General features: G+C 64.4%; 18 protein-coding genes. 10 read left to right on the top strand and 8 right to left on the bottom strand.

Annotated elements, in window-relative coordinates:
- Nucleotides 1-84: 84 nt before the first annotated feature.
- Together clpX and lon are read left to right on the top strand one after the other, a co-directional pair.
- Nucleotides 85-1386: an ATP-dependent Clp protease ATP-binding subunit ClpX gene (gene clpX / locus ACF3ND_RS07460; protein WP_394065444.1), complete on the top strand. Its 1302-nt coding sequence runs from the start codon at nucleotides 85-87 to the stop codon at nucleotides 1384-1386.
- Nucleotides 1387-1529: 143 nt separating this feature from the next.
- The gene (gene lon / locus ACF3ND_RS07465; RefSeq protein ID WP_394065445.1) at nucleotides 1530-3995 is read left to right on the top strand and encodes an endopeptidase La; all 2466 of its coding nucleotides are present in this window, start codon (nucleotides 1530-1532) and stop codon (nucleotides 3993-3995) included.
- Between the two features lie 188 nt (nucleotides 3996-4183).
- Here lon and lexA read toward each other — a convergent pair whose 3' ends face one another.
- The 3 genes from lexA to ACF3ND_RS07480 all read right to left on the bottom strand — a co-directional run bounded on the left by lexA (nucleotide 4184) and on the right by ACF3ND_RS07480 (nucleotide 6774).
- Nucleotides 4184-4837: a transcriptional repressor LexA gene (lexA, locus tag ACF3ND_RS07470; protein ID WP_394065446.1), complete on the bottom strand. Its 654-nt coding sequence runs from the start codon at nucleotides 4835-4837 to the stop codon at nucleotides 4184-4186.
- A 102-nt stretch (nucleotides 4838-4939) separates the two neighbouring features.
- On the bottom strand, nucleotides 4940-5503 hold the full coding sequence (locus tag ACF3ND_RS07475) for a GNAT family N-acetyltransferase (RefSeq protein WP_394065447.1): 564 nt from the start codon (nucleotides 5501-5503) through the stop codon (nucleotides 4940-4942).
- A 68-nt stretch (nucleotides 5504-5571) separates the two neighbouring features.
- Nucleotides 5572-6774 carry an aromatic amino acid transaminase gene (locus ACF3ND_RS07480; RefSeq protein ID WP_394065448.1) on the bottom strand — a complete coding sequence of 401 codons (1203 nt, stop codon included), beginning with the start codon at nucleotides 6772-6774 and terminating at the stop codon, nucleotides 5572-5574.
- Nucleotides 6775-6857: 83 nt separating this feature from the next.
- Between ACF3ND_RS07480 and uvrB the strand changes: the two genes are divergently transcribed.
- The 7 genes from uvrB (at nucleotide 6858) to ACF3ND_RS07515 (ending at nucleotide 13211) form a co-directional block, all read left to right on the top strand.
- Nucleotides 6858-8879 (top strand): excinuclease ABC subunit UvrB, encoded by a 2022-nt coding sequence (gene uvrB / locus ACF3ND_RS07485; RefSeq protein ID WP_394065449.1) that lies wholly within the window; start codon nucleotides 6858-6860, stop codon nucleotides 8877-8879.
- A 345-nt stretch (nucleotides 8880-9224) separates the two neighbouring features.
- Nucleotides 9225-9716 carry a low molecular weight protein-tyrosine-phosphatase gene (locus tag ACF3ND_RS07490; RefSeq protein ID WP_394065798.1) on the top strand — a complete coding sequence of 164 codons (492 nt, stop codon included), beginning with the start codon at nucleotides 9225-9227 and terminating at the stop codon, nucleotides 9714-9716.
- 142 nt (nucleotides 9717-9858) lie between these two features.
- Nucleotides 9859-10344, top strand: coding sequence for a Fe-S cluster assembly transcriptional regulator IscR (gene iscR, locus ACF3ND_RS07495; protein ID WP_394065450.1), 486 nt, complete (start codon nucleotides 9859-9861; stop codon nucleotides 10342-10344).
- Nucleotides 10345-10366: 22 nt separating this feature from the next.
- The gene (locus ACF3ND_RS07500; RefSeq protein ID WP_394065451.1) at nucleotides 10367-11548 is read left to right on the top strand and encodes an IscS subfamily cysteine desulfurase; all 1182 of its coding nucleotides are present in this window, start codon (nucleotides 10367-10369) and stop codon (nucleotides 11546-11548) included.
- A gap of 18 nt (nucleotides 11549-11566) precedes the next feature.
- Nucleotides 11567-11971, top strand: coding sequence for an iron-sulfur cluster assembly scaffold protein (locus tag ACF3ND_RS07505; RefSeq protein WP_394065452.1), 405 nt, complete (start codon nucleotides 11567-11569; stop codon nucleotides 11969-11971).
- Nucleotides 11972-11999: 28 nt separating this feature from the next.
- Entirely contained in the window at nucleotides 12000-12323 is a 324-nt protein-coding gene (locus ACF3ND_RS07510) for a HesB/IscA family protein (RefSeq protein ID WP_394065453.1), read from the top strand.
- Nucleotides 12324-12329: 6 nt separating this feature from the next.
- Nucleotides 12330-13211 (top strand): methylglyoxal synthase, encoded by an 882-nt coding sequence (locus ACF3ND_RS07515; protein ID WP_394065454.1) that lies wholly within the window; start codon nucleotides 12330-12332, stop codon nucleotides 13209-13211.
- A gap of 68 nt (nucleotides 13212-13279) precedes the next feature.
- Here the strand turns inward: ACF3ND_RS07515 and lysS are convergent, their stop codons facing one another.
- The 5 genes from lysS to infA form a co-directional block, all read right to left on the bottom strand.
- Nucleotides 13280-14803 carry a lysine--tRNA ligase gene (lysS, locus tag ACF3ND_RS07520; RefSeq protein ID WP_394065455.1) on the bottom strand — a complete coding sequence of 508 codons (1524 nt, stop codon included), beginning with the start codon at nucleotides 14801-14803 and terminating at the stop codon, nucleotides 13280-13282.
- A gap of 11 nt (nucleotides 14804-14814) precedes the next feature.
- Nucleotides 14815-15552 carry an SDR family NAD(P)-dependent oxidoreductase gene (locus ACF3ND_RS07525; RefSeq protein ID WP_394065456.1) on the bottom strand — a complete coding sequence of 246 codons (738 nt, stop codon included), beginning with the start codon at nucleotides 15550-15552 and terminating at the stop codon, nucleotides 14815-14817.
- A 1-nt stretch (nucleotide 15553) separates the two neighbouring features.
- Nucleotides 15554-16658 (bottom strand): peptide chain release factor 2 gene (gene prfB / locus ACF3ND_RS07530; protein WP_394065457.1). Its coding sequence is split into 2 segments (ribosomal slippage): nucleotides 15554-16576 and nucleotides 16578-16658, totalling 1104 coding nucleotides; the frame shifts between segments, so codons are not numbered across the junction.
- A gap of 184 nt (nucleotides 16659-16842) precedes the next feature.
- The gene (locus tag ACF3ND_RS07535) at nucleotides 16843-18552 is read right to left on the bottom strand and encodes a methyl-accepting chemotaxis protein (protein WP_394065458.1); all 1710 of its coding nucleotides are present in this window, start codon (nucleotides 18550-18552) and stop codon (nucleotides 16843-16845) included.
- A 115-nt stretch (nucleotides 18553-18667) separates the two neighbouring features.
- Nucleotides 18668-18937, bottom strand: coding sequence for a translation initiation factor IF-1 (infA, locus tag ACF3ND_RS07540; protein ID WP_394065459.1), 270 nt, complete (start codon nucleotides 18935-18937; stop codon nucleotides 18668-18670).
- A 443-nt stretch (nucleotides 18938-19380) separates the two neighbouring features.
- Between infA and ACF3ND_RS07545 the strand changes: the two genes are divergently transcribed.
- Nucleotides 19381-20295: a DMT family transporter gene (locus tag ACF3ND_RS07545; protein ID WP_394065460.1), complete on the top strand. Its 915-nt coding sequence runs from the start codon at nucleotides 19381-19383 to the stop codon at nucleotides 20293-20295.
- Nucleotides 20296-20354: the final 59 nt, after the last annotated feature.

Below are 20354 nucleotides of genomic sequence, written 5' to 3' on the forward strand. Positions count from 1 at the left end.
GGACGACATAAAGCAGTACTATGGCTGTTCTGGGACGGGACTTGTTCCCGTCCTTTTACTATCCTGAAGTGAAAATTTGAATCTATGTCCGAAAAGAAATCGGCCGACGAAAAAGTTCTGCATTGCTCGTTTTGCAATAAAAGCCAGCACGAGGTCAAGAAACTGATCGCTGGACCTTCGTCGGTATTTATCTGCGACGAGTGTATTGATCTTTGTACCGATATCATTCGTGACGAAGCGGCGGGCGCCACGCCCGATGGCGAGCGCAAGGACTTGCCCACCCCCCGTGAAATCAAGGAATTCCTCGATGGTTACGTCATCGGCCAGGAGACGCCCAAGCGCACCCTGGCGGTGGCGGTCTACAACCATTACAAGCGCATCCGCAACGGCAAACCCGGCCGGGACGACGTGGAACTGTCCAAGAGCAACATCCTGCTGATCGGGCCCACCGGCTCGGGCAAGACGCTGCTGGCCCAGACGCTGGCGCGCATGCTGGACGTGCCTTTCGTCATGGCCGACGCCACCACGCTGACCGAAGCCGGCTACGTGGGCGAGGACGTGGAGAACATCGTCCAGAAGCTGTTGCAGAACTGCGACTACGACATTGAGAAGGCGCAGCGCGCCATCATCTACATCGACGAAATCGACAAGATTTCCCGCAAGTCCGACAATCCGTCCATTACCCGCGACGTGTCCGGCGAAGGCGTGCAGCAGGCGCTGCTCAAGCTGATCGAAGGCACGGTGGCCTCGGTGCCTCCGCAGGGCGGGCGCAAGCATCCCAACCAGGATTTCGTGCAGGTGGACACCACCAACATCCTGTTCATCGTGGGCGGCGCCTTCGACGGGTTGGAAAAAGTCATCCGCGACCGTACCGAGAAGTCCGGGATCGGTTTTTCGGCTTCGGTCAAGGCCAAGTCCGAGCGCGGCGTTGGCGAGCTGTTCTCCGAAGTGGAGCCCGAGGACCTGATCAAGTTCGGCATCATCCCCGAGCTGGTCGGCCGCCTGCCCGTGGTGGCCACGCTGGAAGAGCTGCGCGAAGATGCCCTGGTGCGCATCCTGACCGAGCCGCGCAACGCCCTGGTCAAGCAGTTCCAGAAGCTGCTGGAGATGGAAGGCGTGGAGCTGGAGATCCAACCGGCGGCGCTGCATGCGGTGGCCCAGCGGGCCATCAAGCGCCGCACCGGCGCGCGCGGCCTGCGCAGCATCGTCGAGCAGGCTCTGCTGGACACCATGTACGAGCTGCCCTCGCGCAAGGACGTGAGCAAGGTGGTCCTGACCGAGGATGTGATTCTTGGAAAGAGTAAACCCGAATTGATCCTGGGCCGTCCTTTGACCGATAGTAATTCTGACGAAGTCTCTCAGACCTTGAAAGACGCCGCCGCCTAGCGACGGGCAAGGCCCTTTCCTGTTGTTGATCCGGCCTACTTGAAATATCGAAGTTCGCCACAATCTGACCTACAACAGGTTGAACCGTGAAAGGGAAGCCCAGGCTTCCCTTTCGCGTCTAAGGACATTTATAGGAAATTACTATGTCTGCGAGCCAGATTCTCTCTACGGAACCCATTGAGCTGCCGCTGCTGCCTCTTCGCGATGTGGTGGTGTTCCCTCACATGGTGATTCCGCTTTTTGTCGGTCGGCCTCGCTCTATCAAGGCGCTGGAGCTGGCCATGGAGTCCGGCAACAACATCATGCTGGTGGCGCAGAAGTCCGCCGGCAAGGATGATCCTACGCCGGAAGATCTCTATGACATCGGTTGCGCGGCCAGCATCCTGCAGATGCTCAAGCTGCCCGACGGCACCGTCAAGGTGCTGGTCGAAGGCCTGCAGCGCGCGCGCGTGCGCAAGGTCGAGGACGCGCAGACCCACTTCGTCGCTTCCGTGGTGGAAGTGCCAGGCGACGCCGGCAACGCCGCCGAGACGGAAGCCTTGCGGCGCGCCGTGCTGGCCCAGTTCGAGCAGTACGTCAAGCTGAACAAGAAAATTCCTCAGGAAATCCTGACTTCGCTCACCGGCATCGACGAGGCCGGCCGGCTGGCCGACACCATTGCCGCGCACCTGCCCCTGAAGCTGGAGCAGAAGCAGGCCATGCTGGAGACCGCCAACGCGCCCGAGCGCCTGGAGGGTCTGCTCTCGCAGCTGGAAGGCGAAATCGACATCCTGCAGGTTGAAAAGCGCATCCGCGGCCGCGTCAAGAAGCAGATGGAAAAGAGCCAGCGCGACTACTACCTGAACGAGCAGGTCAAGGCCATCCAGAAGGAACTGGGCGAAGGCGAGGACGGGGCGGACATCGAAGAGCTGGAGAAGCGCATCGAAGAGGCCCAGCTCAGCAAGGAAGCGCTGAAGAAGGCCGAGGCCGAGATGAAGAAGCTCAAGCTGATGTCGCCGATGTCAGCCGAAGCCACGGTCGTGCGCAACTACATCGAAACGCTGGTGGGCCTGCCCTGGCGCAAGAAGAGCCGCATCAATAATTCGCTGGCCAATGCCGAGAACGTGCTGAATGCGGACCATTTCGGCCTGGAGAAGGTCAAGGAGCGCATCGTCGAATACCTGGCCGTGCAGCAGCGCGTGGACAAGCTCAAGGCGCCGATCCTGTGCCTGGTGGGCCCTCCGGGCGTGGGCAAGACCTCGCTGGGCCAGTCCATCGCCAAGGCCACGAACCGCAAGTTCGTGCGCATGGCCCTGGGCGGCGTGCGCGACGAGGCCGAGATCCGCGGGCACCGCCGCACCTATATCGGCTCCATGCCCGGCAAGGTCGTGCAGAACATGAGCAAGGTGGGCGTGCGCAATCCGCTGTTCCTGCTCGACGAGATCGACAAGATGGGCGCGGACTTTCGCGGCGATCCATCCTCGGCATTGCTGGAGGTGCTGGACCCCGAACAGAACCACACCTTCCAGGATCACTACCTGGAAGTGGACTACGACCTGTCCGACGTCATGTTCGTGGCCACCAGCAATACGCTGAACATTCCGCCGGCCCTGCTGGACCGCATGGAAGTGATCCGCCTGTCCGGCTATACGGAAGACGAGAAGGTGCACATCGCCTTCGATCACCTGCTGCCCAAGCTCATGAAGAACAACGGCGTGCGCGACGGCGAACTGGTGGTCAAGGAAGAAGCGGTGCGCGACATCGTCCGCTACTACACCCGCGAAGCCGGCGTGCGTTCGCTGGAGCGCGAGATCAGCAAGATCTGCCGCAAGGTGGTGCGCAAGCTGCTGGCCGCCAATCCGCAGGCCGACAATCGTGCCGCGCGCGGCAAGGCGCTGGCGACCGAGGCCATCGTGGTCGATTCGTCCAACCTGAACGATTACCTGGGCGTGCGCCGTTTCTCGTTCGGCCTGGCCGAGAAAGAGAACAAGGTGGGGCAGGTCACAGGCCTGGCGTGGACCGAAGTGGGCGGCGATCTGCTGACCATCGAGGTGGCGGACATGCCCGGCAAGGGCAATGTGCTGCGCACCGGCTCCATCGGCGACGTCATGAAGGAGTCGGTGGAAGCGGCCCGCACCGTGGTGCGCTCGCGCGCCCAGAAGTGGGGCATTGCCGATACCGTGTTCGAGAAGCGCGACCTGCACGTGCACTTTCCTGAAGGCGCCACGCCCAAGGATGGTCCATCGGCTGGTATCGCCATCACCACGGCCATCGTCTCCAGCCTGACCGGCATTCCGGTGCGCGCCGACGTCGCCATGACGGGCGAGATTACCCTGCGCGGCGAGGTCCTGGCCATTGGCGGCCTGAAGGAAAAGCTGCTGGCGGCGCATCGGGGCGGCACCAAGACGGTGCTGATTCCCGAAGAAAACGTCAAGGACCTGGCCGAGATCCCGGACAACGTGAAAAACCACCTGGAGATCATTCCCGTGCGCTGGATCGACCGGGTTCTGGAAGTGGCCCTGCAGGACGCGGTCAAGCCGCTCAGCGACGAGGAAGTCGCTCGTCTGGCGGCCGAGGCCCTGGCTGCCAGCCGTGGTCCAGGCGCGGCTTCGGAGTCCTTCAAGCACTGATGGATGTCCATGGCGCGCCTGCTTCAAGAGAAGCGGGCGCGGCCTGGGCCTGTCAGGTCCGTAGCCGCAGGAAGTGCCCCACGCTGCGCTGCCTGCCGCGCCTTCAAGGCAATGCTTTTTTAGGGCGGCCCGGCAATAAAAAACCCGAAGTGCGAGCTTCGGGTTTTTTCATGGGTGAACGTGCGGGATCAGTGCAATGGCGTGGCGCGGATGAGGCCCACGGCCACGCCTTCCAGGGCGAGCGAGTCGGGGTCGGTAACCACGATGGGTTCGAAATCAGGGTTTTCCGGCAGCAGCAGCACCTGATTGTTCGAGCGCGACAGGCGCTTGACGGTTACTTCGTCGCCGATGCGGGCCACCACGATCTGGCCGTTGCGGGCTTCCGAGGTCTTCTTGACGGCCAGGAGGTCCCCGTCCAGGATGCCGGCGTCCCGCATGCTCAGGCCGCGCACGCGCAGCAGGTAGTCCGGCGCCTGCGAGAACAGGGTGTTGGCCACGCCGATCTCGCGTTCGATGTGTTCGGTGGCCAGGATGGGGCTGCCGGCGGCCACGCGCCCGATGATGGGCAGCAGCAGTGCGTCCGACAGACTGGCCAGCAGGCCGGGTTCGGGGGCGTCGCGCTGGTCTGCGCCCAGCAGGCGGATGCCGCGCGAGGCGCCCGCCGTCAGTTCGATGGCGCCCTTGCGCGCCAGCGCCTTGAGGTGGTCTTCAGCGGCGTTGGCCGATTTGAAGCCCAGCACCTGGGCGATCTCGGCCCGGGTGGGGGGGAAACCGGTGCGCTCGATTTCGGAGCGGATGATGTCCAGCACTTGCTGCTGGCGCGCGGTGAGCTTGACGGTCATGAGTATTGGCTGCTGAATATATATACAGTGATGATTGTGCGTTACTTGTCGCTTTTTTGCAAGGCGCAGCTTGCCTGCCGAGGTGTTTTCTGCCTTGAGCCGTCAGGGGCGGCGCTGCAGCCAGTCGGCGCGGCCTTGGGTGTACAGCACGTGCGGCGCCAGCGGATGGCCCGCGGGCAAGGCGGGGTGATCGAAAGTGCCGGGCTGGCGCCGCATGCCCAGGCGTTCCATCACGGCCTGGGAAGGCAGGTTGGGCAGCGCGGTATAGGCCACGATCTCCTCCAGGCCCAGCACGTCGAAGCCGAAGTCCAGGCTGGCGCGCGCGGCCTCGCTGGCGTAGCCCTTGCCCCAGAGTTCGGGCAGCAGGCGCCAGACCGCTTCCACGCAGGGCTGGAAAGGCAGTTCGGCCAGCGGCACGTTCAGGCCCACCATGCCGGCGAATTGACCGGTGGCGCGCACTTCCACGGCCCATTGGCCCCAGCCCTGCCGCTCGATCAAGGCCTGGCTGCGGCGGGCGATGGCATCGCTCTGGGCCCGGTCCAGGGTGGACGGATAATGACGCAATGCCTGCGGATCCGCATTGAGTCGCGCGAAGGGTTCCAGATCGGACTCCTGCCAGGGGCGCAGCAGCAGGCGAGCGGTGGTCAGGGTAAGGGCTTGGGTCATGTTCGTGTCGCCATTGCGGCAATGAAAAACGCCCTTCCGGGGAAGGGCGTTGCAGGGGCCGGAAGGGATTACTTCAGGACTTTGGCGATGGCCTGGACCACGTAGTCGATGTTCTGGCTGTTCAGGGCGGCCACGCAGATGCGGCCGCTGCTGACGGCGTAGACGCCGTGTTCGGTGCGCAGGCGCTCCACTTGTTCGGCGGTCAGGCCGGAGTAGGAGAACATGCCGCGCTGCTGCAGCACGAAATCGAAGTTCTGGGCCACGCCGTGGGCCTTGAGCTTTTCCACCAGCTGGCTGCGCATGGCGCGGATGCGGTCGCGCATGCCGGCCAGTTCGTCGGCCCAGACCTGGAACAGTTCAGGCGAGTTCAGCACGGTGGCCACCACCTTGCCGCCGTGCGTGGGCGGGTTGGAGTAGTTGGTGCGGATGACGCGCTTGACCTGGCTGAGCACGCGGGAGGTTTCGTCCTTGCTGGAGGTGATCAGTGTCAGGGCGCCCACGCGCTCGCCGTAGAGCGAGAACGACTTGGAGAAGGAGGAGCTGACCAGCATGGACAGGCCCAGGGCGGCGAACTGGCGCACGACGCTGGCGTCCTGCTCCAGGCCGTCGCCGAAGCCCTGGTAGGCGATGTCCAGGAAGGGGACAAGCTTCTGCTCCTGGATGACCTTAGCCACCTGGGCCCACTGTTCGGCGCTGGGATCCACGCCGGTGGGGTTGTGGCAGCAGGCGTGCAGCACCACGATGGATTGGGCGGGCATGGCGCGCAGGGCGGCCAGCATGCCTTCGAAGTTCAGGCCGTGGGTGGCCGCGTCGTAGTAGGCGTAGGTGCCCACCTTGAAGCCGGCGCGCTCGAACAGGGCGCGGTGGTTTTCCCAGCTGGGATCGCTGATGAACACCTGGGAATCAGGCAGGAGCTGCTTCAGGAAATCGGCGCCGATCTTCAGGGCGCCGGTGCCGCCCAGGGATTGCACCGTCAGGGCGCGACCCTCGGCGATGACGGGGGAGTCCGCGCCCAGCAGCAGGGTCTGCGCGCCCTTGTTGTAGGCGGCGATGCCTTCGATGGGCAGGTAGCTGCGGGCCGCGGCGTTGGCCGCCAGGGCGTCTTCCGCTTTCTTGACCGCCTGCAGCAGGGGGATGCGTCCCTGATCGTCGTAGTACACGCCAACGCCCAGATTGACTTTGCCGGCGCGTTCGTCGGCATTGTATTGTTCGTTCAAACCCAGAATAGGGTCGCGGGGAGCCAGTTCGACGGTTTCGAAAAGCGTTGTCATGATAATTTGGGGACGTTGCCTGAGAGTGTGGAAAAGTGGAGCATTAATGTGATAATAAGGGGTTACCCTAAAGCGTGTCTAGCATGAATTTTGAGCCTGCGTTCGTCGAATTTCCGGGTAGTCCCTTCAAGCTCTTCCAGCCCTATCCGCCGGCTGGCGATCAGCCGAGCGCGATCGATCAGCTCGTCGAAGGCATCGATGACGGATTGATGTACCAGACCCTGCTGGGGGTGACCGGGTCGGGCAAGACCTACACCATGGCCAACATCATCGCCCGCACGGGGCGCCCGGCCATCGTGCTGGCGCCCAACAAGACCCTGGCGGCCCAGCTCTACGCGGAGATGCGCGAGTTCTTCCCGCGCAATGCGGTGGAGTATTTCGTCTCCTATTACGATTACTACCAGCCCGAGGCCTACGTGCCTTCGCGCGACCTGTTCATCGAAAAGGACTCGTCCATCAACGAGCACATCGAGCAGATGCGCCTGTCGGCCACCAAGAGCCTGCTGGAGCGGGCCGACACCGTCATCGTGGGCACGGTCTCGTGCATCTACGGCATCGGCAATCCGGGTGATTACCATGCCATGGTGCTGACGCTGCGCGTGGGCGACCGCATCGCCCGCCAGGAACTGCTGGCCCGCCTGGTGGCCATGCAGTACGAGCGCAATGATCTGGATTTCCAGCGCGGCGTGTTCCGGGCGCGCGGCGAGGTCGTGGACATCTTTCCGGCGGAAAACGCCGAGCACGCCTTGCGGGTCACCTTGTTCGACGACGAACTCGAAACCCTGGAGCTGTTCGACCCCTTGACCGGCAAGGTGGTGCAGAAGCTGAACCGTTTCACGGTGTTTCCCAGCTCCCACTACGTGACGCCGCGCGACACCGTCCTGCGCGCCATCGAAAGCATCAAGCAGGAATTGCGCGAGCGGGTGGACTTCCTGGTCAAGAAAGGGCACCTGGTCGAGGCCCAGCGGCTGGAGCAGCGCACCCGCTTCGACCTTGAAATGCTGCAGGAACTGGGCTTTTGCAAGGGCATCGAGAACTATTCCCGGCATCTGTCGGGCGCAGCGCCCGGCGATCCGCCGCCGACCCTCATCGACTACCTGCCGCGCAATGCGCTGATGTTCATCGATGAAAGCCACGTCACCATAGGCCAGCTGGGCGCCATGTACCGGGGCGACCGCTCGCGCAAGGAAACGCTGGTGCAGTTCGGTTTCCGCCTGCCTTCGGCCACGGACAACCGGCCGCTCAAGCTGGAGGAGTTCGAGGCCCGCATGCCGCAGACCGTGTTTGTGTCGGCCACGCCGGCCGCCTACGAGCAGGAGCATGCGGACAATGTGGTGGAACAAGTGGTGCGGCCCACCGGCCTGGTGGACCCGGAGATCGAAGTGCGCCCGGCCACCACCCAGGTGGACGATCTGCTGGGCGAGATCAAGTTGCGCACGGCGCGTCAGGACCGTGTGCTGGTCACCACCCTGACCAAGCGCATGTCCGAGGACCTGACCGACTACCTCTCGGAAAACGGCATACGCGTGCGCTACCTGCATTCGGACATCGATACCGTGGAGCGCGCCGAGATCATCCGCGACCTGCGATTGGGCGCATTCGACGTGCTGGTGGGCATCAACCTGCTGCGCGAAGGCCTGGACATACCGGAGGTGTCGCTGGTAGCCATTCTGGACGCTGACAAGGAAGGCTTCCTGCGTTCAGAGCGCAGCCTGATCCAGACCATAGGCCGGGCGGCGCGCAACCTGCACGGCAAGGCCATCCTGTATGCGGACCAGGTCACGGATTCCATGCGCCGGGCCATCGATGAAACCGAGCGCCGCCGGGCCAAGCAGATCGCCTTCAACCTGGAGCACGGCATTACTCCGCGGGGCGTGAACAAGGCGGTGCGCGAACTGATCGACGGCGTCGTGGCGCCGGATGCGGCCGCCATGCTGCAGGAGGACGTGCCCGAGATCCTGCTCCGGGACGAGAAGGCGGCGGCCCGCGAAATCAAGCGCCTGGAAAAAGCGATGATGGACCACGCCCGCAACCTGGAGTTCGAACAGGCGGCGGCGGCGCGCGACAAGCTGCAGCGCCTGAAGGACAAACTGCTGTTGGGATGAACCTTGTTGCAGCAAGATTAAAAGCGGAGCTGGCCTTGGCGCGGCTCCGTTTTTTGTTGTGTATGTGCAACTATCCGGCCGCTTTGTTCGTCCGGCCTCGGGATGAGGAGGCCTGGGCGACGATGGCTGTGAGCCGATCCGGCGCGCCGCCCTCTGGAACGAGGCTCGTCCGGCAGGCGGCTGCTACCGGGCATATTTGTCCTGGTGCGAAAAAAATCAGCGCTTCAACCACGGCCCTGAACGTGCGCGGCGAGTCTCCCGGGAAGCGTCGCAGGCCAACGGGGCTGCGGGCTGGGGGCTTTTTGCGGCTTGCCTTATTTGGGGTTTTCCCTCAGACTTTTAAGAATTATGAGTAAGGTTCTTTTCGTCTGTACGGGAAATATCTGTCGCTCTCCCAGCGCTGAAGGCGTCTTGCGCCGCCTGGTGAACGAGGCCAGTCTTTCCGAGCTCATCCAGGTGGATTCGGCCGCCACGCATGGCTTTCACGTGGGCGAGCATCCCGACACACGGGCCCAGCTGGCGGCCCGAAAGCGCGGCTACGACATCTCCGCCTACCAGGCCCGCCAGGTGCGCCGCGAAGACTTCCGCGACTTCGACCTTATTCTCAGCATGGATTGGGAAAATCACGCCGCCTTGCAGCAGATGTGTCCCAAGATCTATCGCCACAAGCTGATGCTGCTGATGCGCTTTGCCACCGATCACGAAGCCGCCACGGTGCCCGATCCCTATTACGGCGGGCAGGAAGGCTTCAACAAGGTCCTGGACTATCTGGAGGACGCCTGCCAGGGCGTGTTCGAGCAGGTGCGCAAGCGCATCCCTAGTTGCCAGGCTGCCTGACACCTGGCTGAACCCCTCAGTATAAGTGTAAAAATAGACAGGCAAGGCACGGTAGTTTCCCTTGTATTTGCTATACTGGACCAAATTGGTCGGATTTGCGCTTGCGCATCCGGCCGCTTTAGCCTTTGGCAAGGAAACTATCATGCGTTTGACGACAAAAGGGCGTTTCGCCGTGACCGCGATGATCGATCTTGCGCTGCGCCAGCAAAGTGGACCCGTGACGCTCGCTGGAATCAGCCAGCGGCAGGGTATTTCGCTGTCCTACCTGGAACAACTGTTTGGCAAGCTGCGCCGCCACGAACTGGTGGACAGCGTGCGCGGGCCGGGCGGCGGGTATACGCTGGCCCGCCTGGCGCGGCACATCACCGTGGCGGACATCGTGTTCGCCGTGGATGAGCCGGTGGACGCCACCCAGTGCGGCGGCAAAGGCAATTGCAAGCAGGGCGGCAACGGCCTGAAGGGCGAATGCATGACGCACGAGCTTTGGGCCACGCTTAGTCGTAAAATGGTGGATTATCTGGATTCCGTCTCGCTGCAGGACCTGGTGGACCAGCAGCGCCTGCGCCAGCTCAAGCAGGCCGCCCAGGAGGCGGGCCATCCGGAAGAATGCACCTTGCAGGCTGGCTAGAGCCGCCAGTCCGGAGTATCGTATGACCCAAGCTCAGCGCATCTACATGGATTATTCGGCCACCACGCCGGTGGACCCGCGCGTGGCCGACGCCATGATTCCCTGGCTGACCGAGCGTTTCGGCAACCCGGCCTCCAACAGCCATCCGTACGGATGGGACGCCGAAGAGGCGGTCGAGCAGGCCCGTCGCCAGGTGGCCGCCCTGGTGGGCGCGGAGCCGCGCGAGCTGGTCTGGACCTCCGGCGCCACGGAATCCATCAACCTGGCGCTCAAGGGCGCGGCGCAGTTCTACCAGTCCAAGGGCCGCCACATCATCACGGTGCGCACCGAGCACAAGGCCGTCCTGGACACCTGCCATGCCCTGGAGGAACAGGGCTTCGAGGTCACCTTCCTGGATGTGCTGCCCAACGGGCTGGTGGACGCCCGGGCTTTCGAGCAGGCCATCCGCCCGGACACCATCCTCGTCTCGGTCATGCTGGTCAACAACGAGATCGGCGTGATCCAGGACGTGCAGGCGCTGGGCGCCATCTGCCGCGAGCATAAGGTGCTGTTCCATGTGGACGCCGCGCAGGCAACCGGCAAAGTGGCCATCAATCTGCAGGAATGGCCGGTGGACCTGATGTCCATGTCGGCCCACAAGACCTACGGTCCCAAGGGCGTGGGCGCGCTGTATGTGCGCCGCAAGCCGGCCGTGCGCCTGAAGGCGCAGATCCACGGCGGCGGACACGAACGCGGATTCCGCTCGGGCACCCTGGCGACCCACCAGATCGTGGGCATGGGCCGGGCCTTCGAGCTGGCCGGGCAGGAAATGGAGCAGGAGGGCCGGCGCATCCGCGCACTGCGAGATCGCCTGTGGGCCGGCCTGCGGCAGATTCCCGACCTGTACCTGAACGGCGACCTGGACCAGCGCGTGCCGCACAACCTGAACATCAGCGTGGATCACATCGAGGGCGAGGCCCTGATGATGTCGCTCACCGAACTGGCCGTCTCCAGCGGATCGGCCTGCACCTCGGCCAGCCTGGAGCCATCCTATGTGCTCAAGGCGCTGGGGCGCAGCGACCAGTTGGCGCACAGCTCCCTGCGCATCAGCCTGGGGCGCTTCACCACCGAGCAGGACGTGGATGCGACCATTGCGGCCATCCGCGCCAAGGTCGAGCACTTGCGCGCCATCTCGCCCCTGTGGGACGAGGCCGTGCAGGCCTGAAGACGGCGGAATACGACAATGGCATACAGCAAAACCGTCATGGATCACTTTATGCACCCTCGTCATGTGGGTGTCATGGAAAGCAGCGATGCTGACGTCGGTACCGGCGTGGCCGGCAGCCGCGAGCTGGGCGCGCTGCTGCAGATACAGGTGCGCGCGTCCGCGGACGGGCGCATCGAGGACAGCCGCTTCAAGGCATATGGCTGCGGCTGTACCATCGCGGCCGGCTCGCTGGCCGCGCAGTGGCTGCAAGGTCGCAGCCTGGAGCAGGCCGGCGAATTCTCGCAGGCCTATGTGCAGCAGGAACTGGAGCTGCCCGCCGTGAAGGTGCACTGCGCGCTGCTTGCGCAGGAGGCGGTGCAGGCCGCCGTGGCGCAGGCGCAGAACAAAGTGCTGGCGCAGCGGTCCAAGGTACTGGGGTGAATCCCTGTTTCATATTTAGGACAAGATCATGGCTATTTCTCTTACTCAACCGGCAGCGGACCACATCCAGCGTCACCTCAAGAAACGGGGCGGCGGGCTGGGTCTTCGCCTGGGCGTGCGCCTGACCGGATGTTCGGGTCTGGCCTACAAGCTGGACTTCGTGGACGAGGCGGTCGAAGGCGATCAATTGTTCGAGGAACACGGCGTCAAGCTGTTCGTCGACCCCAAGAGCCTGCCGTTCATCGACGGCACGCGCGTGGACTACGGCCGGGACGGCCTGAATGAAGGTTTCAAGTTCATCAACCCAAACGAAAAAGCCTCCTGCGGGTGCGGCGAATCGTTTACTGTGTAGGAACACATGTCACTACGTTTCGGTTTGGCGGCCAATCAACTGCATCACGATTCTGCAGACGCGGCCTTGTTTCAGTGGTTACGGCGTTCTGCCAGCGGCATACGCGAACTGGAAATCGAGCTCTATACGGTCGGGCGCACCTGTAACGCCATCGAGCGTTCCGGCCTGCTGGAGGGCTACCCCGGCCTGATCCGTTATCCCTATGGGCGCGAAGGCGGGCTGATGAAGCTGGTGGCGCGCGTCACCCAAAGTCCGGATGGCACGCCTCCCTTCGACGGCGCCATCTACCTGATCGATCCGGTCGATCCGTCTTCGATCTTTCCGGAGGCGTTGGCCCTGAAGCGCCAGTGCATCACGCACGGACGTCCTTTCATCTCCACCCTGATGGGCGCCATCGAGTGGATCGAGGTCGAGCGGCTGAGCCGCGGCCTGTGGCCCGATTCCAGCCACAAGCGCATGTTCGACTTCTCCAGCCAGACCCTGGCCTTGATCGCCCACGATGCGCTCAAGGACCGGATGGTCGCCTTTGCCGATGAGCATTTCGACCTGCTGTCGCGATTTGCCCATCGCGTGGGTACGGGCACGACCGGCAGCCGCCTGAATGAACTGGCCTGGTCCAAGGGGTGGCCCAGGGAAACGCCCTGGGTCCAGCCTTACCTGAGCGGTCCGCTGGGCGGGGACGCGCAGATCGCCGAACTGGTGCTGGAGAACCGCTGCCAGCGCGTGGTCTTTTTCGAGGACCCGCACGTGGCCCGCCAGCATGAGGCCGACATCCAGCTGCTGGAGCGCGCCGTACGCGTGGTCTCGGACAAGGCCAGTTGCTTCGCCTCGCCGGAAGTGGCGCACAAGTGGGCCCAGGCCATGGCCCGTCTGCCGCAGACGGACTGAACCTTTTCCGTATGGCATGAAAAAGGCCCTGCATCAGCAGGGCCTTTTCGCGTTCAAGCGTGACGCAATCAGTCTTCGCGGCGCAGGTGCGGGAAGAGGATGACGTCGCGGATGGCGGGGCTGTCGGTCAGCAGCATGACCAGGCGGTCGATGCCGATGCCGCAGCCGCCCGTGGGCGGCATGCCATATTCCAGGGCGCGGATATAGTCCGCGTCGTAGTACATGGCTTCTTCGTCGCCGGCGTCCTTGGCCTGGACCTGCGCCTGGAAGCGCGCGGCCTGGTCTTCGGGGTCGTTCAGCTCCGAAAAGCCGTTGGCGATCTCGCGGCCGGTGGCGAACAATTCGAAGCGCTCCGTGATGCCTGCCTGGGTATCCGAGGCGCGAGCCAGGGGCGAGACTTCCACGGGGTAGTCCACGATGAAGGTGGGGTGCCAGAGCTGGCTTTCAGCGGTTTCCTCGAACAGGGCCAGCTGCAGTGCGCCCAGGCCCGCGTCGCGCAGCGGCGGCGCATTCACGTCCACCTTCAGGCGGGCCAGTTCGGCGCGCAGGAAGGCGGCGTCTTCCAGCTGTTCCTGGGTGTAGGAGGGAGCGTACTTCAGGATGGCGCCGGTGATGGTCAGGCGATCGAAGGGCTGGCTCAGGTCCAGTTCGCGGCCCTGGTACTGGAGCGTGGCGGTGCCGCGCGCGCTGACGGCGGCCTGGCGGATCAGGCTTTCGGTGAAGTCCATCAGCCACTGGTAGTCGGTGTAGGCCGCGTAGAACTCCATCATGGTGAATTCAGGATTGTGACGCGGGCTCACGCCTTCGTTGCGGAAGTTGCGGTTGATCTCGAAGACACGCTCGAAACCGCCCACGATCAGCCGCTTGAGGTACAGCTCGGGCGCGATGCGCAGGTACATCTCCATGTCCAGCGCATTATGGTGCGTGACGAAGGGCTTGGCCGACGCGCCGCCCGGAATGGGGTGCAGCATGGGCGTTTCCACTTCCAGGAAGTCCGCATCCAGCATGTGCTTGCGGATGCTGCTGATGACCTTGCTGCGCGCAAGAAAAGTCTGGCGCGTGTCCTCGCCCATGATCAGGTCCACGTAGCGCTGGCGGTACTTCAGTTCCTGGTCGGCCAGGCCGTGGAACTTGTCGGGCAGCGGGCGCAGCGACTTGGCCAGCAGGCGCACGGACGAGGCGTGCACGGAGAGCTCGCCCTTGTTGGTCTTGAAGACCGTGCCTTCGACCGCCAGGATGTCGCCGATGTCCCAGCCCTTGAATTCCGCGTACAGCTCTTCGCCCAGGGCGGCCTTGTCCAGGTAGATCTGGATGCGGCCCGTGCTGTCCTGCAGGCTGGCGAAGCTGGCCTTGCCCATGACCCGCTTGAGCATCATGCGGCCCGCAACCTTGACGGGTTTGGCGAGCTCGGCCAGGGCGTCCTTGTCCTGTTCGCCGTACTGGGCGTGCAGCTCGGCGGCGTGGGCGTCGGGACGGAAATCGTTGGGGTAGGCGACGCCGGCCTGGCGGACGCGGTCCAGCTTGGAGCGGCGCTCGGCGATCAGGCGGTTTTCGTCCACGACGGGCGTGGCGGTGTCTAGCGGTTCAGTCATGTTGTCAGTATCTAGTCGTAGTGGCGGATGTCGTCCAGGGTGTGGCGGCCGAACGCCGGGCTGTCCAGGTAGCGCAGGATCCGGGCGGCGGTGTCGTCCGGGCTGCTGAGCTGGCCCTGCTGGTGCAGGTCTATGAAACGGCTCAGGCCGGGGAAGTCGTCCCGGGACTGGCTGCGGATGTGGGCCTGCATGTCGGTGTCGACGACGCCGGGGGCCAGGGAGCAGGCCTGAAGCGTCGGATTTTCCAGCTGCAGGGTCTGGGTGTAGAAATCCAGGGCGGCCTTGCTCGTGCCATACGCCGCCCAGCCGGAGACGGGCTTGCGGCCCGCGCCCGAGGAGATGTTCAGCACCTGGCGGCGCGCCGCGGCGGGTGTGCCTTGCAGGAAGGCGGCGGTCAGGACCATGACGCTGGCCACATTCAGTTGCAGCGCGCGGGCGAGGGCCTGGGCGTCGAGCAGATCGGCCGCCTGCGCGACCGGGTCCACCGTGCCGGCGTTGTTGATCAGCACGAAGCGTTCCGCCTGGGCTTGCTGCAGGGCCTGGAGCAGGGCGTGCGAGGCCTGCTGCGCGCCCTGCACCGTGGCCAGGTCGGCCTGGATGTGCTGATGGGCGCCGTCAGGCGCCGGCAAGGCCAGCGGACTGCGGGCCAGCGTGATCAGGCGGTGGCCGGCGGCCAGGCTGCGCCGGGCCAGCGCCAGGCCCAGGCCGCGCGAGGCGCCGCTCAGGACGGTCAGCGTCGTGCCGGCCATGTCAGACGCCTTGCTTCAGGCTGGCCTGGATGAAGGGATCCAGGTCGCCGTCCAGCACTTTCTGGGTGTTGGAGATTTCCACGTTGGTGCGCAGGTCCTTGATGCGGCTCTGGTCCAGCACGTAGGAGCGGATCTGGTGGCCCCAGCCCACGTCGCTCTTGGAATCTTCCAGTTTCTGCTGTTCGGCCATGCGGTTGCGCATTTCAAGCTCGTACAGGCGGGATTTCAGCATCTGCATGGCTTCGGCGCGGTTGCGGTGCTGGGAACGGTCGTTCTGGCACTGGACCACGATGCCGGTCGGTTCGTGGGTGATGCGCACGGCCGAGTCGGTCTTGTTGATGTGCTGGCCGCCCGCGCCGCTGGCCCGGTAGGTGTCCACGCGCAGGTCGGCCGGGTTGATCTCGATCTCGAAGGAGTCGTCGATCTCGGGGTAGACGAACACGCTGGAGAAGGAGGTGTGGCGACCGTTGGAGGAGTCGAACGGGCTCTTGCGGACCAGGCGGTGCACGCCGGTTTCGGTACGCAGAAAGCCGTAAGCGTAGTCGCCCTCGATCTTGATGGTGGCGGACTTGATGCCGGCCACGTCGCCGTCGGACTGCTCCAGGATTTCCGCCTTGAAGCCTTTGTGCTCGGCATACCGCAGATACTGGCGCAGCAGCATGGAGGCCCAGTCCTGGGCTTCGGTCCCGCCGGCGCCGGCCTGGATGTCCAGGAAGCAGTTCATGGGGTCGGCCGGATTGGAGAACATGCGGCGGAACTCCAGCTCTTCGATGCGGGCGGCCATGGCGCCGCAGTCTTCTTCGATGGCGGCGATGGTGGCGTCGTCGTCATCCATGGCGGCCAGCTCGAACAGGTCGCGCGAGTCCTTCAGGCCGGTGTGCAGGGCGTCGAGCACGTGCACCACGTTTTCCAGGCTTTTCTTTTCTCGGCCCAGGTCCTGGGCGTGCTGGGGGTTGTTCCAGACGTTGGGGTCTTCGAGTTCGGCGTTGACTACGTGCAGGCGTTGCGCTTTGTCATCGTAGTCAAAGATACCTCCGAAGAGCTTCTTCCCGCTCCGAATAGTCGTTCAGGCGGGCTTCGAGTTGATTGAGGCGTTCCGATTCCATGGTTCAGAGGGTTTCCTGTTATAGATGTGCTAGTCCCTGCGGCATCCCTGAAGGCGATGCGGGAAACCCCTGATTTTACCCTTATCGGCACGATGTGGCACGCATTGAACTGAATCGGCGCTCGAACGTTCCGGCGATGGCGGCCGGCGCCGCGCCGGGAGGGGGGGGCGCCGGCCGTGCGCGGTCAGTGCAGGGCGGCCAGCCGCAGGGCCGGCACATGCCGGCCGAGGATCGCCGAATCGGGGTCGCAGGCCTGCTCCTGGGAGGCGTCCCCGTCAGCCTGCGCCAAGGTCTCGTCCAGCTGGAAATGGGCGACCACGTCCGAAAGCGTGTCGGCCTGCGCGAGCTGTTGCAGCGTGGTATGCGCGGCTTGCTGCACCAGCTGGCTGTTGCGGCGGGTGATCTCGTCCAGCAGGGTCATGGCGTGGCTGACCTGCTCGACGCCTTCGGCCTGCTCGCGCGAGGCCAGCGCGATGTCGGCCACGATGTTGCGCACCTTGCCCACGGTCTGCTCGGTGTCGGCCATGGCCTGGCCCACGGAGGCCGCCGCCTGTGCGCCTTTGGCGATCTGTTCGACCGAGCTGGAGATGAGCGCCTCGATATCGCGCGAGGCGTCCGAGGAGCGCAGGGCCAGCTGGCGCACTTCGGTGGCCACCACGGCGAAGCCCCGGCCCTGCGGGCCGGCCCGGGCCGCTTCCACGGCGGCGTTCAAGGCGAGGATATTGGTCTGGAAGGCGATGTTGCGGATCAGGTTGGTGATGTCGCTCATCTTGCGCGAACTCTCGCCGATCTCGCGCATGATGTCCAGCATGCTGCCGGCCGCCTGGTTGCCGTGCCGCACCTGGCTGGAAGCCTGCTGGGCGAGCTGGTCGGCGTGCTGGGCGTTGTCGGCGTTCTGGCGCACGGTGTGGGCCAGCTGGCCCATGGTGGCCACGGTGCGCTGCACGCTGCCGGATTGTTCTTCGGTGCGCTGGGCCAGGTCCTGATTGCCGTGCGAGATGGCCTGCGAGCCGTCGGCGATCAGGCGGGTCTGCTGGCGGACCTGCTCCACGGCCTGCTGCAGGCCTTCGCCTATACCGTTGAGGGCGGCCAGCAGCGCGCCGATCTCGTCCTGGCGGCGCACGTCCAGGCGGGCGGTCAGGTTGCCGCCGGCCAGTTCATTGGCCAGGGCCACGCCCTGGTCGATAGGCCGCTTGATGGAGCGGTACAGCATGAGCAGGGCGGCCGCGCTGACCAGGAAGAACAGGCCCAGCGCCACCAGCGCCAGCCGGAAGGCGCGGTCGCTGGCATGGCCGGCCCGCTCCAGCAGCGCGTCCAGGCGCTGGCTCACCTGCTGATCGAACTGGTCTATGGTGGAGGCGATGCCCGCCGCCGCCTTGGTGTACTGCTGGCTGAACACCAGCACCTTGGCCATGAGCGAATTGGGCAGGGCGACGCGCACGCCGCCGGCGCCATCGTCGAACTGCCCGCTGGCCGTGCTGATGGCTTCGATCTGGATCTTGCTCAGCTCCAGGGTCTGTTCGTAGGCCGAGCGCAGGATGGCCAGTTCCTCGGGGGGGAGGGCGATGGCTTCGAAACGGGCCAGCATGCTCCGGGCCCGGCCGCCGGCATCGGCCTGCCTGCCGGTGAAGACCTCCAGCAGCCGTTCGAAGTTCTGCTGGAACTCGGGCTGTTCGCTGGAGACGAAGGCGATGGTCTGGCGGCTGATGGATTCGGTGACGCGCTTGAATTCATTGGCCAGCGCAGTGGCCTGGTAACGCTGGGTTTCCAGATGCTTGAGTTGTTCGATGCTGTGGGTCAGGTGCTGGAGCGCGCTGAGCATCAGCGCCAGGAAAAGCCCAAGGACGGCAAAATAGGCGATGAAGCCTGTTTTAAGGGTGAGCAGTTTCTTCAAGGCGGACTCCACAGTGTGCCGAGTGCGCCTTTCCGATGGGTATCAGTGCCGCACCCCTGTCATGGCCTGTGATTTTTGCATCTGATTGTGACAGGGGTGTGTCGACCGGGCCGTTTTATCGCTGCTTGTGCGTGCGGCGGGGAGCCATGGCGGCGCCGGTGCGCTTGGGCAGGTGGCGGAAGATGATCCGGCCCTTGCTCAGGTCGTAGGGCGACATCTCCAGCGTGACATTGTCGCCGGCCAGGATGCGGATGTGGTGCTTGCGCATCTTGCCGCCGGTGTAGGCGATGACGGCGTGGCCGTTGTCCAGCGTGACGCGAAAGCGCGAGTCGGGCAGGATCTCGGTGACGGAACCATGCATTTCAAGTAACTCTTCTTTGGCCATAGATCGGACTCCTAAAAAAAAGAATATGTCCCGTCGGGCCGGGGCGGGCGGGACGGGAGGACGTCGTCGCGAGAGCGGACCGGTGGGCCGGCGTCGCCGGCGCGGGTGGTCTGGGTCGCAATTAGCCCGCAAGGGGGCTCGAGCTGTGCTTTTCCGGGGCGCGCGGCTCCGGCAAAGCCGAGAGAGTTGCATCCGGCACACAGCCGGAAGAACGTGGACGGGATGGGCCGGCGAATCAGTCGGCGCCATGGCGAGGCAATACTTTGATTATAAATAAAATTTATGGATTGGTCAAAGATTGACCAGGCTAAGTGTGCAGGAAAGGCACAGGCGGCAGGCTGGAAGCGCAACGTTTCTTCACTATACTGTGCCTTGTCTGGACGGCGCGGCGTGCCCTGGAAGGAGGGCGCGCCCCGCCGTCGCCGTTTTTTTTGGACATGTTCGTGAGCACTCAGAAACTAACGCCCGGCACCACGGCCCTGCTGGTGTTGCCCACCATCCTGTGGGCCAGCAACGCCATTGTCGGACGCCTGATCCATGATCAGGTGCCGCCCATCACCCTGAACTTCTTCCGTTGGCTGGTGGCCTTCGTCATCCTGCTGTTCTTCGGCCGCCAGGTGCTGCGGCGCGGCAGCAGCCTGTGGGCGAACTGGCGCCGCTATTCCATCCTGGGCCTGCTGGGCATAGGCATCTATAACGCCTTGCAATACCTGGCCCTGCAAAGCTCCAGCCCCGTCAACGTCACCCTGGTCAACGCCAGCCTGCCGTTCTGGATGCTGGTCATCGGGCGCCTGTTCTTCGGCGCCTCGGTCAACTGGCGGCAGCTGGCGGGCGGGTTGATGTCCCTGCTGGGCGTGATCCTGGTGCTGACGCGCGCGGACTGGCACGAGCTGCTGGCCCTGAATTTCGTGCCCGGCGACCTGTACATGGTCATCGCCACCATCGCCTGGGCCGTCTACAGCTGGATGCTGAGCACACGCAAGCATCCCGGGGACATCGCGCAAAGCTGGGCCACGGTCATCATGGCGCAGGTCTTCTTCGGCCTGATCTGGTCGGGCGCCTTCGCCGCCCTGGAATGGCAATTCACCGATTGGCACATCGACTGGAGCTGGGGCCTGCTGGCGGCGGTGCTGTACGTGGGCACGGGCCCGGCGCTGGTGGCGCTGCGCAGCTGGGGCGTGGCCGTGCAGCGGGTGGGCGCCGCCACGGCGGGCTTCTTCGTCAATCTGATGCCCGTGTTCGCGGCCTTGATGTCCGTCCTGATCCTGGGAGACACGCCCAAGCTCTACCATGCCGCGGCTTTCCTGCTGATCGTGGGCGGCATCTACGTGTCCTCGCGCAAGGTCGGCAAGGCATGAGCGTTCAGGCCTGAAGCCCGACTGGATGAAAAAAAGCCCGCTTGATGAGCGGGCTTTCT

The organism is Alcaligenes sp. WGS1538 (assembly GCF_043187505.1).
Lineage (GTDB): Bacteria > Pseudomonadota > Gammaproteobacteria > Burkholderiales > Burkholderiaceae_B > Alcaligenes.

Excerpts from the sequence above, each read along its gene's own strand:
- clpX (WP_394065444.1), top strand. The coding sequence starts at position 85 with ATGTCCGAAAAGAAATCGGCCGACGAAAAAGTTCTGCATTGCTCGTTT.
- lon (WP_394065445.1), top strand. The coding sequence starts at position 1,530 with ATGTCTGCGAGCCAGATTCTCTCTACGGAACCCATTGAGCTGCCGCTG.
- lexA (WP_394065446.1), bottom strand. The coding sequence starts at position 4,837 with ATGACCGTCAAGCTCACCGCGCGCCAGCAGCAAGTGCTGGACATCATC.
- ACF3ND_RS07475 (WP_394065447.1), bottom strand. The coding sequence starts at position 5,503 with ATGACCCAAGCCCTTACCCTGACCACCGCTCGCCTGCTGCTGCGCCCC.
- ACF3ND_RS07480 (WP_394065448.1), bottom strand. The coding sequence starts at position 6,774 with ATGACAACGCTTTTCGAAACCGTCGAACTGGCTCCCCGCGACCCTATT.
- uvrB (WP_394065449.1), top strand. The coding sequence starts at position 6,858 with ATGAATTTTGAGCCTGCGTTCGTCGAATTTCCGGGTAGTCCCTTCAAG.
- iscR (WP_394065450.1), top strand. The coding sequence starts at position 9,859 with ATGCGTTTGACGACAAAAGGGCGTTTCGCCGTGACCGCGATGATCGAT.
- ACF3ND_RS07500 (WP_394065451.1), top strand. The coding sequence starts at position 10,367 with ATGACCCAAGCTCAGCGCATCTACATGGATTATTCGGCCACCACGCCG.
- ACF3ND_RS07505 (WP_394065452.1), top strand. The coding sequence starts at position 11,567 with ATGGCATACAGCAAAACCGTCATGGATCACTTTATGCACCCTCGTCAT.
- ACF3ND_RS07510 (WP_394065453.1), top strand. The coding sequence starts at position 12,000 with ATGGCTATTTCTCTTACTCAACCGGCAGCGGACCACATCCAGCGTCAC.
- ACF3ND_RS07515 (WP_394065454.1), top strand. The coding sequence starts at position 12,330 with ATGTCACTACGTTTCGGTTTGGCGGCCAATCAACTGCATCACGATTCT.
- lysS (WP_394065455.1), bottom strand. The coding sequence starts at position 14,803 with ATGACTGAACCGCTAGACACCGCCACGCCCGTCGTGGACGAAAACCGC.
- ACF3ND_RS07525 (WP_394065456.1), bottom strand. The coding sequence starts at position 15,552 with ATGGCCGGCACGACGCTGACCGTCCTGAGCGGCGCCTCGCGCGGCCTG.
- infA (WP_394065459.1), bottom strand. The coding sequence starts at position 18,937 with ATGGCCAAAGAAGAGTTACTTGAAATGCATGGTTCCGTCACCGAGATC.